This is a genomic window from Pseudomonas sp. GM_Psu_1, assembly GCF_026544185.1.
Classification (GTDB): Bacteria; Pseudomonadota; Gammaproteobacteria; order Pseudomonadales; family Pseudomonadaceae; genus Chryseomonas; species Chryseomonas oryzihabitans.
On record NZ_JALNUX010000006.1, the window covers coordinates 94,323 to 106,964 of the forward strand.

General features: G+C 67.3%; 14 protein-coding genes. 9 read left to right on the forward strand and 5 right to left on the reverse strand.

Annotation, left to right across the window (positions count from 1 at the left end; genetic code table 11):
• Window positions 1-4 precede the first annotated feature (4 nt).
• The 4 genes from accB to OXS31_RS12180 all read right to left on the reverse strand — a co-directional run bounded on the left by accB (window position 5) and on the right by OXS31_RS12180 (window position 4,514).
• On the reverse strand, window positions 5-472 hold the full coding sequence (gene accB / locus OXS31_RS12165; RefSeq protein WP_007161586.1) for an acetyl-CoA carboxylase biotin carboxyl carrier protein: 468 nt from the start codon (window positions 470-472) through the stop codon (window positions 5-7).
• 53 nt (window positions 473-525) lie between these two features.
• Window positions 526-972 carry a type II 3-dehydroquinate dehydratase gene (gene aroQ, locus OXS31_RS12170; protein WP_007161587.1) on the reverse strand — a complete coding sequence of 149 codons (447 nt, stop codon included), beginning with the start codon at window positions 970-972 and terminating at the stop codon, window positions 526-528.
• A 116-nt stretch (window positions 973-1,088) separates the two neighbouring features.
• Window positions 1,089-2,843: a protein-disulfide reductase DsbD gene (dsbD, locus tag OXS31_RS12175; RefSeq protein WP_144956273.1), complete on the reverse strand. Its 1,755-nt coding sequence runs from the start codon at window positions 2,841-2,843 to the stop codon at window positions 1,089-1,091.
• Between the two features lie 51 nt (window positions 2,844-2,894).
• Window positions 2,895-4,514: a PleD family two-component system response regulator gene (locus tag OXS31_RS12180; RefSeq protein ID WP_017641054.1), complete on the reverse strand. Its 1,620-nt coding sequence runs from the start codon at window positions 4,512-4,514 to the stop codon at window positions 2,895-2,897.
• Window positions 4,515-4,782: 268 nt separating this feature from the next.
• On the opposite strand from OXS31_RS12180, the gene OXS31_RS12185 reads away from it, so the two are divergent.
• The 7 genes from OXS31_RS12185 to OXS31_RS12215 all read left to right on the forward strand — a co-directional run bounded on the left by OXS31_RS12185 (window position 4,783) and on the right by OXS31_RS12215 (window position 10,228).
• The gene (locus OXS31_RS12185; RefSeq protein WP_007161590.1) at window positions 4,783-5,799 is read left to right on the forward strand and encodes a DUF2333 family protein; all 1,017 of its coding nucleotides are present in this window, start codon (window positions 4,783-4,785) and stop codon (window positions 5,797-5,799) included.
• On the forward strand, window positions 5,799-6,350 hold the full coding sequence (locus OXS31_RS12190; protein WP_144956270.1) for an NUDIX hydrolase: 552 nt from the start codon (window positions 5,799-5,801) through the stop codon (window positions 6,348-6,350). Before OXS31_RS12185 ends, OXS31_RS12190 begins: the two co-directional genes overlap by 1 nt.
• 143 nt (window positions 6,351-6,493) lie before the next feature.
• Window positions 6,494-6,838, forward strand: coding sequence for a translation initiation factor Sui1 (locus tag OXS31_RS12195; protein WP_144956267.1), 345 nt, complete (start codon window positions 6,494-6,496; stop codon window positions 6,836-6,838).
• 86 nt (window positions 6,839-6,924) lie between these two features.
• Window positions 6,925-8,838: an arginine decarboxylase gene (gene speA / locus OXS31_RS12200; protein WP_144956264.1), complete on the forward strand. Its 1,914-nt coding sequence runs from the start codon at window positions 6,925-6,927 to the stop codon at window positions 8,836-8,838.
• Window positions 8,839-8,902: 64 nt separating this feature from the next.
• A complete protein-coding gene (locus tag OXS31_RS12205) occupies window positions 8,903-9,157 on the forward strand; it encodes a hypothetical protein (RefSeq protein WP_007161594.1) in 255 nt (84 codons plus the stop codon).
• A complete protein-coding gene (locus OXS31_RS12210; RefSeq protein WP_007161595.1) occupies window positions 9,154-9,717 on the forward strand; it encodes a lipocalin family protein in 564 nt (187 codons plus the stop codon). Before OXS31_RS12205 ends, OXS31_RS12210 begins: the two co-directional genes overlap by 4 nt.
• Before the next feature lie 16 nt (window positions 9,718-9,733).
• Window positions 9,734-10,228, forward strand: coding sequence for a YbhB/YbcL family Raf kinase inhibitor-like protein (locus OXS31_RS12215; protein WP_027602891.1), 495 nt, complete (start codon window positions 9,734-9,736; stop codon window positions 10,226-10,228).
• 17 nt (window positions 10,229-10,245) lie between these two features.
• Here the strand turns inward: OXS31_RS12215 and OXS31_RS12220 are convergent, their stop codons facing one another.
• Window positions 10,246-11,049 (reverse strand): hypothetical protein, encoded by an 804-nt coding sequence (locus OXS31_RS12220; RefSeq protein WP_144956261.1) that lies wholly within the window; start codon window positions 11,047-11,049, stop codon window positions 10,246-10,248.
• 132 nt (window positions 11,050-11,181) lie between these two features.
• Between OXS31_RS12220 and pip the strand changes: the two genes are divergently transcribed.
• The gene (gene pip / locus OXS31_RS12225; RefSeq protein ID WP_027598930.1) at window positions 11,182-12,147 is read left to right on the forward strand and encodes a prolyl aminopeptidase; all 966 of its coding nucleotides are present in this window, start codon (window positions 11,182-11,184) and stop codon (window positions 12,145-12,147) included.
• Window positions 12,144-12,581: a D-aminoacyl-tRNA deacylase gene (gene dtd / locus OXS31_RS12230; protein ID WP_027602894.1), complete on the forward strand. Its 438-nt coding sequence runs from the start codon at window positions 12,144-12,146 to the stop codon at window positions 12,579-12,581. Before pip ends, dtd begins: the two co-directional genes overlap by 4 nt.
• Window positions 12,582-12,642: the final 61 nt, after the last annotated feature.

The window sequence follows — 12,642 nt, forward strand, 5'->3', positions numbered from 1 at the left end:
GGGCTTAGACAATGGTGAACAGCGGCTGGTCGAATTCGACGGGCTGACCGTTCTCGACCAGCACCTGGCCGATGGTGCCGCTGGCTTCGGCTTCGATGTGGTTCATCATCTTCATGGCTTCGACGATGCACAGGATGTCGCCTTTCTTCACCTGCTGGCCGACTTCGACGAAGGCCGGGGTGGTGGGCGAGGAGGCGCGGTAGAAGGTGCCGACCATGGGCGAGCGCGCCACGTTACCGGTCAGTTGCGGCGCGGCGGCTTCGCTGGCGGGTGCAGCGGCAGCGGCCGGCGCGGCAGCCGGGGCCGGGGCGGCGACCGGAGCGGGGGCAGCGGCGTAGACGGTCTGCATGCCCTGGCCGCGGCCGGTGTTGCGGCTGATGCGGACGGATTCTTCGCCTTCGCGGATTTCCAGCTCGTCGATACCGGACTCTTCCAGCAGCTCGATCAGTTTCTTGACTTTACGGATGTCCATTGGCGTTGGCTCTCCCCTCGGGTTCTGGTGATGTTCTGGATATTGAGTCGCGCTCAGCCGCGGGCGGCGAGCTGTTCACAGGCGGCTTCCAGGGCCAGGCGATAGCCACTGGCACCGAGCCCGCAGATGACACCGACCGCCACGTCGGAAAAATAGGAATGGTGGCGGAAGGCCTCGCGCTTGTGCACGTTCGACAGGTGCACTTCGATGAATGGGATGCTCACCGCGAGCAAGGCGTCACGTAGGGCGACACTGGTATGGGTGAAGGCAGCCGGATTGATGAGGATGAAATCCACCCCTTCGTCACGCGCGGCATGGATGCGTTCGATCAGCAGGTGCTCGGCGTTGCTTTGCAGGTATTGCAGGCGATGCCCCGCCGCAGTGGCGCGGGCTTCGAGATCGGCGTTGATCTGGGCCAGGGTGGTGGCCCCGTAGACGCCCGGCTCGCGGGTGCCCAGGAGATTCAGGTTGGGCCCGTGCAGTACCAGCAGATGCGCCATAGCCACTTGCCTCGCGATTTCGCAACCAGATTGGCCGCGGACTATGCCGCAACCGGAGGTGACTGTCCAGTCGCTAGACGTTTGCCGGAAATGCCCGCACGTTGGGCGAAATTCTTTTAATCGCTGGCGATAAGCCTTTTTGCTTCACCGAGTCGGGCGAGAAAACCCGCGGCGTCGATTTCGCCGACGATGCGCGCCTGGGTCTGCTCCTGGCCACTGCCGGCATAGAACAGGATCGCTGGCGGACCGAACAGTCCCTGCCGTTCCAGCCACTGCCGCTGTTCCCGGGTGCTTTGCGTCATATCGAAGCGGATCAGCGTGAAGTCGCGCAAACGCGCCTGGACCTCGGGATTGCCGAACACCTCGCGCTCGATCAGCTTGCAACTGATGCACCAGTCGGCATAGACGTCCACCAGCACCGGTCGCCCCTGGCCGAGACGGCTGGCCAGGGCCGCCGGATCGCTGAGGCTGTGCATGACGTCCGCGCGGCCGGCCACGGCGGGCGCCGCGGCGTCGCCCAGCGGTCGCAGGGGATCGCTGGCCCCGCGCAGGGCGCCGATGCCGGCGGCCGCGCCATAGACCACCAGGGTCAGGCCGGCCAGTTGCAGCAGCCGCTGACGGGGTGGCTTGGGTACGAATTCCAGAGCGCCGAGAAACAGCCCGACGCCGGCCGCCAGCAGGCCCCAGGCGGCCAGCGCCAGCGGCCCCGGCAGCAGCCGTTCGAGCAGCCACAGGGCTACCGCCAGCAACAGGACGCCGAAAGCATTGCGCATGCCCACCAGCCAGGCGCCGCTGCGTGGCAGCAGGGCGCCGCCACCGGCGGCGATAAGGATCAGTGGGGTACCCATGCCCAGGCCCAGGGCGAACAGCGCCAGTCCGCCGCCGAGCCAGTCGGCGGTGCTGCTGATATAGAGCAGCAGGCCCGCCAGGGGCGCCGAGACGCAGGGCGAGACGATCAGGCTGGAGAGCACGCCCAGGGTGGCCGCGCCGCCCAGGGAGCCGCCGCGGGTGCCACTGGCCAGCTGCTCCAGGCGCTCGCGCAGGACCGCCGGCAGGCGCAGTTCGAAGAGACCGAACATGGCCAGGGCGAACAGCGCGAATAGCGCGGCGAAGGGAATCAGCACCCAGGCCGACTGCAATTGCGCCTGCAGATTGAGACTGGCGCCAAAGACGCCCATGAGTGCGCCCAGGGCGGCGAAGCTCAGGGCCATGGGCACCACGTAGGCCAGCGCCAGCAGCAGGCCACGTCCGGGGCGCGCCTTGCCGGCCAGAACCACCGCCGAGACGATGGGCAGCATCGGCAGGACGCAGGGGGTGAAGGTCAGCCCGAGTCCGGCGAGAAAGGCCAGCAGGATCCTGTGCCAGTCGAGCTGAGCGGGGACGGGCACGGTGGCCGCCGGGGTCGCAAGCGCAGGGCCGGCGATGTCCAGGGTGCGGGTTTCCGGCGGATAGCAGAGGCCGCGATCGGCGCAGCCCTGGTAGGTCACCTTGATCTGGCCGCCGCGGTCGGGCCCCAGGGGCAGGGGGATGTCGACGCCGGCGTGATAGACCTGGACGTCGCCGAACCATTCATCGTGCTTGGGCTCGCCGGGCGGCAGGGCTACCGGCGCGGTGAGCAGGCCGGGGTCGGCGTCGAAGGCGAAGCGTTGCCGATAGAGGTAGTAGCCCTCGGCGATGGTGAAGCGCAGCTGGGGACGGCCCTCGGCGTCGCGGCGCTGCTCCAGGCGAAAGGCCTGATCCACCGGCAGGAATGGCTGACTGGGGCGCTGACCGTCCAGGCCCAGCGCGGCGCTCGGGCGCGGCGCATCGAACAGGCCGGCGGTGGCGGGCAGGGTCAGCAGCAGGGTGAGCAGGAACAGCAGGACACGCATGGGCTTCTCGGCGATCGGCAGCGGCCGATCATAGCAGAGGCATCTGGCTGGTCAGTCCTGGCCGTACTGGCGTACGCAATTGCGCCCGGCGTGCTTGGCGGCATAGAGGGCTTCGTCCGCCTGTTTGGCCAGCGCGGGCATCTCCTGGCCGGGCTGCAGCTGCGCCACGCCGGCGCTGAAGGTGCAGCTGAGTTCCTTAGGCGGCGCCGGATAGTGGATCTCGGCGAAGCGCTGGCGGATCTCGTCGATCAGGCGGGTGGCGGTGGCCAGGTCGGTGTCGGGCAGCACGATGGCGAATTCCTCACCGCCATAACGGCCGATGTGGTCGGACTTGCGCAGGCGCTGCTTGAGGAACAGCGCCAGGCTCTTGATCACCCGATCGCCCATGGGATGGCCGTAGTGGTCGTTGACCTGCTTGAAGTGGTCGATGTCCAGCATGGCGAAGGTGATCGGCCGCTGGCTGCGCCGGGCGCGGAAGCAGGCGTCTTCCAGCAGCTGCAGGGTGTGGGTGTGGTTGTACAGGCCGGTGAGGCTGTCCTGGACGATGCGCGCCTGCAGGCTGCGCGCCCGGGCCGCGCGGGTACGCACCGTGGCGATCAGGTGGCGCGGCTTGATCGGCTTGGTGAGGAAGTCGTCGCCGCCCTCGCTCATGGCGTCCAGCTGCTTGTCGAGGTCGTCCTCGGCCGACAGGTAGATGATGGGCACGCTGACATAGCGCTCGTGCTGGCGGATGACCTTGGCCAGCTCGGTGCCGGTGCACTCGGGCATGTACATGTCGAGGATGATCAGGTCGGGCACGAATTCGGCCAGGTGCGCCATCACCGCGCCGGGTTGCATCAGGGTGCGGGTGACGATGCCGGCGCTGTTGAGCGCCATCTCCGTGGCCATGGCCTGGGCGCGGGAGTCGTCCACCACCAGGGCGCGGATCGGATCGTAGTAGACGGTGCGGGTGAGGGTCTCGATCTTTTCCAGCAGCCGCGCCGAATCCAGGGTGCCGGTGTAGAACTCCTGGCCGCCGGCGCGCACCGCGGCCAGGCGAAAGGGGGTGTCGGCTTCCTGGTGGCTGTAGAACAGCACCGGCAGCTTGCGCTCCAGACCGGTCTGGGCCTCCAGCGCCAGCTGGATGCCGGCACCCGCGCCGCCGAAGTCCACGTCCATGACGATGACCGCCGGGTGACGGCTGTCCATCATCGCGCGGAAGTCGTCGGCGCCGTGGATGATCTGGATGGTGACGCCGAAGTATTCCATCTGCTGCGCCAGGCGCTCGGCACGCTCGGTGTCGAGCAGGGCGATGTAGATCGGCTTGCGCAGCGGCGGCAGGCTGGTGGTTTCCAGCTGGTCACCCTGGCGCAGTCCGGTGCGCGACAGGCTCTGCATGGCCAGGCTGAGTTCGGTGATGGCCTGGCTGTTGAGACGGCCGCGATTGGCGGCGACCTGGGCCAGGGAGGCGCCAATGGCCTCGGCGAGCTCGGCATGGCCCTGCTGCTCGAAGCGCTTGGCGTATTGCAGCAGGCGTGCGTTGGCGTCGGTCAGCTCGACCAGGCTGCCGGCCGTCCACTCGTCTCGTTGCAGCCGTTGCCAGATCTCCAGCACCTGGCGCGACTGGTGGATGACCCGTTGCGCGAAGTGCAGCTTGAGGCGGTCCCGGCTCGGATCATCTGGTTCGCTCACGAATTGTTCCGTCATTCTTGAGGTGGTGGCCCTATGCTACCAATTGCTGGCAGGCAGGGGAGAGGCGGTACCCTGGTTAGCGGCGGCTATGCCGCTCGCATGGACACTGTCGGTCGCTTCTGGAGTAGCGTCCGTCGCCTGTTACCCTAGTCTCGGAAGCGGCTGCCCGGGTGCCTGGCGCCCGCGCCGGCCGCCAAGGCTGCGCAACCGGCGCGGCGGGCAGGGGTCCAAGCGCCAACACCTTTGAAAACATTGCAAGGAATTGCCCATGCGGGAGTGGAACTTGAGGTCGGGATGGCTCCGGCTGGTGGCAGTGCTGGTCGCGCTCTACCTGCTGGTCACCCTGGCGATAGGCTGGTACTGGAGTCGCGAACCGGATTTCTTCCCGGTGCAACAGCATGCCCAGGAGGCGGCCGCGGCCAGCGGGCGCAAGCTGGTGCTTGGCTACACCACGGTCGAGACCCTCAAGCAGGTGGCCGGTACCCTGCTGGACAAGCCGGGTGGCTATCTCTCCAACGACATCTTCCCGCCGGGCCTCTGGCTCGACGACATGCCGTCCTGGGAATACGGCGTGCTGGTGCAGACCCGCGACCTGGCGCGCGCCCTGCGCAAGGACTTCGCCCGTTCCCAGTCGCAGTCCACCGAGGACGTCGACCTGGCCCAGGCCGAGCCGCGCTTCAATTTCGACAACCACAGCTGGGCCATGCCCTCGTCGGAATCGGAATACCGCGCCGGCATCGCCTCCCTGGACCGCTACCTGGCGCGCCTGGGTGGCCAGAATGCCCAGGGCCAGCCCACCGCCTACTTCTATTCGCGTTCGGACAACCTGCGCAACTGGCTGGGTGATGTCGAGACCCGCCTGGGTTCGCTGTCCCAGCGGCTGTCCGCCAGCGTCGGTCGGGTTCGCCTGGACGCCGAGGTGCGGCCGAACCAGGACATCCCCGCCGGCCAGGTGCCGGAGGTGCACGAGCAGCGCGTCGAGACGCCCTGGCTGCAGATCGACAATGTCTTCTACGAGGCCCGCGGTCAGGCCTGGGCGCTGTCGCACATCCTGCGCGCCATCGAGGTCGACTTCGCCGATACCCTGGCGAAGAAGAACGCCACGGTGAACGTGCGCGAGATCATCCGCGAACTGGAAGCGGCGCAGCAGCCGGTCTGGAGTCCGATGATCCTCAACGGCAGCGGCTTCGGCATTCTGGCCAACCATTCGCTGGTGATCGCCAACTACATCTCCCGCGCCAACGCCGCCATCATCGACCTGCGCCAGTTGCTGGAACAGGGCTGATGACGCCAGACGCTCGCGAAGCGGCGCATCGCGCCGCCTCCGACCGGGAACGGGTGGTCTGGGTCGATCGCGACGACCGCATCCAGGGTGAATTGCCGCGGGCGGAACTGCGTGCCCGCGGCCTGATCGGTCGCTGCACCTTCATCCTCCTGTTCAATGATGCCGGCGAACTCTGCGTGCACCGGCGCACCCTGAGCAAGGCGCTCTACCCGGGCTACTGGGACGTCGCCGCCGGCGGCATGGTGGCACCGGGCGAGAGCTATGGGGAGTCGGCCGCTCGCGAGCTGGCCGAGGAACTGGGCGTCAGCGGCGTGCCCCTGCGCGCCCATGGCACCTTCTATTTCGAGGAGCCGGGCAATCGCCTCTGGGGCGGCGTGTTCAGCGCGCGCTGGAACGGTCCGTTGCGGCTGCAACCGGAAGAGGTGTTGGAGGCGCGCTTCCTGGCCCCGACGGCCATCCTCGAAGACGCGCGTCAGCGACCCTATTGCCCGGATTCGCTGGAAGCCCTCCAGCTGATGCTCAGCCGCGCGGATGTCGCATCCCTGCCTTAATTTCTCGCATTCGCGCCTTAGCATCCGCGGACGATGCTGCTACATTGCGCGGCCCCGGACCAGCGCGGCCCGTGCCGGCCGGCGCTGCGTCCAAGGCTTCCTCCAGGCGCCCGGCGCCTGAACCCGACTGGGAGGACCGTCCTTTGAGCAAGAAAACCTCGTCGCTGTCGGATCTCAGCCGTCTGGTGTACTCCACCGACGTCGGCCGCATTCGCCCGGAAGAACCTCAGGCGCCGGCTCCGGCGGGCGACGGCATCGCCCGGGTGCGCCGCGAGACCAAGGGCCGTGGCGGCAAGACGGTGACCACGGTCAGCGGCGTGCCCCTGGGCGAGGAGGAGCTCAAGGACCTGGCCAGCGTGCTCAAGCGCCGCTGCGGTACCGGCGGGGCGCTCAAGGATGGCGTCATCGAGATCCAGGGCGATCATGTCGACCTGTTGCTCGGCGAACTCGAAAAACGCGGCTTCAAGACCAAGAGATCGGGCGGCTAGGCCAGGCCTTCCAGCCTCCGCGTACAACTTACCGCCCCTGGCGGCGGTCCATCCAAAGCAAGATTCCCTACAGGAGATTCCCGCGAATGTCCCCACGACGCACGCGCAAAGATGACGGCAGCCAGTGGACCGTGGCGGACAGCCGCAGCGTCTATGGTATTCGCCACTGGGGTGCCGGCTACTTCGCCATCAGCGACGCCGGCAACGTCGAAGTCCGCCCCCACGGCCCGGACGGCCAGCCGATCGACCTCCATGTGCTGGTCGGCCAGCTGCGCGAAGCGGGGCTGTCGCTGCCGCTGCTGGTGCGTTTCCCCGACATCCTCCAGGGCCAGGTGCGCCACCTGACCGGTGCCTTCGATCGCAACATCGAGCGCCTCGACTATCAGGGCCGCTACACCGCCCTCTATCCGATCAAGGTCAACCAGCAGGAAGCGGTGGTGGAAAACATCATCGCCACCCGTGACGTCTCCATCGGCCTGGAAGCCGGTTCCAAGCCGGAGCTGATGGCGGTGCTGGCGCTGGCGCCCAAGGGTGGCACCATCGTCTGCAACGGCTACAAGGACCGCGAATTCATCCGCCTGGCGCTGATGGGCCAGAAGCTGGGCCACAGCGTCTTCATCGTCATCGAGAAGGAATCCGAGGTCCCGCTGGTGATCGAGGAGGCGGCCGAGCTCAAGGTCACGCCCCAGGTCGGCCTGCGCGTGCGGCTGTCGTCCCTGGCGTCGAGCAAGTGGGCCGACACCGGTGGCGAGAAGTCCAAGTTCGGTCTCTCCGCCGCCCAGCTGCTGTCGGTGATCGAGCGCTTCCGCGCCGCCGGCCTGGAGCAGGGCGTGCGCCTGCTGCACTTCCACATGGGCTCGCAGATCGCCAACCTGGCCGACTACCGCCAGGGCTTCCGCGAAGCCATCCGCTACTACGCCGAGCTGCGCGCCCTGGGTCTGCCGCTGGACCACATCGACGTCGGTGGCGGTCTGGGCGTCGACTACGACGGCACCCACTCGCGCAACGCCAGCTCGATCAACTACGACATGGACGACTACGCCGGTACCGTGGTCGGCATGCTCAAGGAATTCTGCGACCAGCAGGAGTTGCCGCATCCGAACATCTTCTCGGAAAGTGGCCGGGCCATGACCGCCCATCATGCCATGCTGGTGATGCAGGTCACCGACGTCGAGCGCCACAACGACAGCGTGCCGGCCAGCGAGCGCTTCGAAGGCAAGGCCGAGGTGGTGCAGTGGCTGGCCGAACTGCTCGGCGACACCGATCCGGAGATGGTCACCGAGACCTACTGGCGCGCCACCCAGTACGTCAGCGAAGCCGCCGCCCAGTACGCCGCCGGCACCCTGAGCCTGAGCGACAAGGCCCTGGCCGAGCAGTGCTACTTCGCCATCTGCCGCCGCCTCTACAACCAGCTCAAGGCGCGCCAGCGCTCCCACCGCCAGGTGCTCGACGAACTCAACGACAAGCTGGCCGACAAGTACATCTGCAACTTCTCGGTGTTCCAGAGCCTGCCCGACACCTGGGCCATCGACCAGATCCTGCCCATCGTGCCCCTGACCCGCCTGGACGAGGAGCCGGTGCGCCGCGCCGTGCTGCAGGACCTGACCTGCGACTCCGACGGCAAGATCAAGCAGTACGTCGACGAGCAGAGCATCGAGACCAGCCTGCCGGTGCACGAGGTGCGCGAGGGCGAAGACTATCTGCTGGCGGTGTTCCTGGTGGGCGCCTATCAGGAGATCCTCGGCGACATGCACAATCTGTTCGGCGACACCGATTCGGTGAACGTCTACCAGGACGCCGACGGCAGTGTGCGCCACGGGGGCATCGAGACCCACGACACCATCGAGGACATGCTCAGGTACGTGCACCTCTCGCCCGAGGAGCTGATGACCTACTACCGCGACAAGGTCGCCAGTGCGCGCCTCACCGCGCGCGAGCGCACCCAGTTCCTCGACGCCATGCGCCTGGGCCTGACCCGTTCCTCCTATCTCGCCAGCTGACGAAGCGAACCCTGGCGGCCGGGCGGGCTCTATAGCCTTGCCGTCAGGATGGAGGAGCAGAGGTATGAAAGGGCGCTTGGCGCTGTTGCTGGTGGGCAGTCTGATGCTGGCCGGCTGCGGCAAGGTCAATCAGGAAAACTATTCCCGGCTCAAGGCCGGCCAGACCAAGGCCGAGGTGGAGCAGATCCTGGGTGCACCCACGGAATGCGCGGGTGCCCTGGGCGTCACCACCTGTACCTGGGGCGATCGCGGCTCCTTCATCAGCGTGCAGTATCTCAACGATAAGGTGGCGATGTTCGCCGGGCAGGGTCTGCGATGAAAACCTCTACCAAACTGCTACTGCTGGCGGGTGCCGCCGGACTGCTCGCGGCCTGCGCCAGCGGCCCGCGCGAAGTCCCGCCGCTCACCGCGGGCAATGTCGACCTGCAGCGCTACCAGGGACACTGGTACGAGGTGGCGCGGCTGCCGATGTTCTTCCAGCGCAAGTGCGCCCAGTCCGAAGCCAACTATCACGTCATGGCCGACGGCTCGGTCGCCGTGTTCAACCGCTGCCGTACCCTGGACGGCAAGGTGGAGGAAGCCACCGGCACCGCCACCCCCATCAAGCCGGGCGTGACCGATCGCCTGGAAGTGCGCTTCGATACCTGGTTCAGCGGTGTCCTGCCCAACGTCGCCAAGGGACCCTACTGGATCCTCTATGTCGACGACGACTACAAGACCGCCCTGGTCGGCAGTCCGGATCGCAAGTACCTCTGGTTGCTGGCGCGCAAGCCCGACATTTCCGCGGCGCAGAGCGAAAAGCTGCTGCGCATCGCCCGCGAGAAGGGCTACAACCTCAATCGTCTGGTCTGGCGCGAGACCGACGCCCACATGCCCTAGGCCACAGGAGCTCCCCGTGAAACTCTGGACCGATGCCTTTTCCGACAACGCCTTCATGCCCAAGCGCCACGAATTCGACGTGGCCGACTTCGGTGCCCACGGCGACAACATCTCGCCCGCGCTGCAGTGGTCCGATCTGCCGGCGGATACCAAGAGCCTGGCGCTGACCGTCTACGATCCGGACGCCCCCACCGGCAGCGGGTTCTGGCACTGGGTGGTGGTCAACATCCCGGTCGGTACCCAGGGCCTGGCGGAAGACGCCGGCCGCGCCGATGGCTCGGGTCTGCCGGCGGGCGCCCTGCAGCTGATCAACGACTATGGCACCCGCGGCTTCGGCGGCGCGGCGCCGCCCAAGGGTGACAAGCCGCACCGCTACATCTTCCAGCTGCATGCGCTCAAGGTCGATCAGCTGCCGGTGCCGGCGGACGCGACCAATGCGGTCGGTCGCTTCATGATCCACCTCAATCAGCTGGCTTCGGCGACCTACACCGGTCTCTACGAGATCAAGTAGGGCCGCGGACGGACGGGCTAGAGCACCTCCGTCGAGGTCGCCAGGCGGATGCCGGCGGCGCGCATCTCGGCGAGGAAGGCGTCGCCCTGGGCTTCGAAGCCCGGCACCGAATGACTGCAGTCGGTCAGCAGCACCAGGTCCTGGCGCCTCTCCCGCGGCCAGCATTCCAGCAGATCGCGAACGGTGCTGGCCACGCAGTGCGAAAGCGCCTCGCCGGCGATCAACAGGGTATCGGCCGCCTGGAGGCGGGCGATCAGGCCAGCATCCACCGCGGTGCCCGGGTCCGCCGGATCCGGGACCTCGGCGCGCAGCGCCGAATAATGTTCGGTATGGGGATTGCCGCCCTTGGCGATGAAATCCACCAGGCGTCCCTGCTGCCGGCCCCAGGCATTGAGCGCCTGATGGACATCCTGTTGCACCCCATGGCCCCAGCCGCCCACCAGGCAGTGCTCCGGCCAGATCACCAGGCGATAGCGACCCCCGGCTTCCAGCGCCTGCACATAGGCCAGCGCCCGGGCACGTTCGGCTGGATCACGGGTCTGCCAGCGACCGCTGGCCACCTCGTCCGCACCGATCTGGGTAAAGGGCGCCGGTGGCTGGCCCTGGGCATCCTGCCAGCTGTGCGGATGGGCGATGTGCAGCGGTTGATGGGAGTCCAGGGTCACCTGCACCCCGCTGAGGCGGGCACCCAGGCGCTCGATCAGGGCCGCGACGCGCTGCAGCCCGGCCACCGCACCGGGCACCGGCAGGGCCGCACCCGGCAGGTCGCAGAAATCGTTTTGCGGATCGATCAGCAGCAACTGCAGCTTGGCATGGGACATGGCGATCTCCTCTGGCGACTGGCCGTCGATGGTGCGGGTGCCACTGGACGCGAAGCAAGCCCGGGTAGCGTGGAAACCCGGTAAGGTGCAGGTCTATGATGAAGGGGCCGACCCTGCCCCGCGGAGCGCGACATGCTGAATCTGTATCCGGAAATCAAGCCTTACGCCCGCCACGAGCTGGCCGTCGAAGCGCCCCATGTGCTCTATGTCGATGAGAGCGGCTCGCCGGATGGTCTGCCGGTGCTGTTCATCCATGGCGGACCCGGCTCCGGATGCGATCGCCTGAGCCGGCGCTTCTTCGATCCCAATCTCTACCGCATCGTCACCTTCGATCAGCGCGGCTGCGGTCGCTCCACGCCCTATGCCAGCCTGGAGAACAACACCACCTGGCACCTGGTCGAGGACATCGAGCGCCTGCGCGAACACCTGGGCATCGAGCAATGGGTGCTGTTCGGTGGCTCCTGGGGGTCGACCCTGGCGCTGGCCTATGCCCAGCGCCATCCCGAGCGGGTCAAGGCCATGGTCCTGCGCGGCATCTTTCTCTGCCGCCCGGTGGATCTGCAGTGGTTCTACCAGGAAGGCGCGAGCCGGCTGTTTCCCGATTTCTGGCAGGACTATCTGCACCCCATCGCCGAGGAAGAGCGCGGCAACCTCATCCAGGCCTACTATCGCCGCCTGACCGGTCCGGACGAACTGGCACAGATGTCCGCCGCGCGCGCCTGGTCCTGCTGGGAGGGGCGTACGGTGACCCTGAGGCCCAATCCCGACGTGCTGGAGAAATTCAGCGAGCACGCCCTGGCCATCGCCCGCATCGAGTGCCACTACTTCATCAACGATGCCTTCCTCGAACCCGACCAGCTCCTGCGCGACATGCCCCGGATCGCCCATATCCCGGCGGTGATCGTGCACGGCCGCTACGACATGGTCTGCCCGCTGGACAATGCCTGGGCCCTGCACCACGCCTGGCCAGGCAGCGAATTGCAGATCATCCGCGACGCCGGTCATGCGGCCAGCGAGCCCGGTATCTGCGACGCCCTGGTGCGGGCGACCGACCAGATCGCCCGCCAGCTGCTCGATCTGCCCCAGGAGGCCGAGTGAAGGCGCTGCTGCAAAGGGTCAGCCGCGCCAGCGTCGAGGTTGAGGGCCATACGGTCGGCGCCATAGGCGCGGGCCTGCTGGTCCTGGTCGGTATCGAGCCGGCGGATGACGAGGCCGCCTGCAGCCGCATGCTCAAGCGACTGCTGGAGTACCGGGTGTTCGCCGACGGCGAGCAGCGCATGAATCTGTCCCTGCAGGACGTCGGCGGCGGCTTGCTGCTGGTCTCCCAGTTCACCCTGGCCGCCGATACCCGCAGCGGCCGCCGGCCGAGCTTTTCCAGCGCCGCGCCACCGGCCCAGGGCGAGCGGCTGTTCAACCATCTGGTAGGCCTCGCCCGCGACCTTCATCCCGAGGTCCAGACCGGTCGTTTCGGCGCCGACATGCAGGTTTCCCTGGTCAACGACGGACCAGTGACATTTTTATTGTCGATTTAGTGAGGGCGCCCCTTACAGCGCCCTGCCAAGTGTCTATGATTGCGCAGTTCGAGTTTGAACG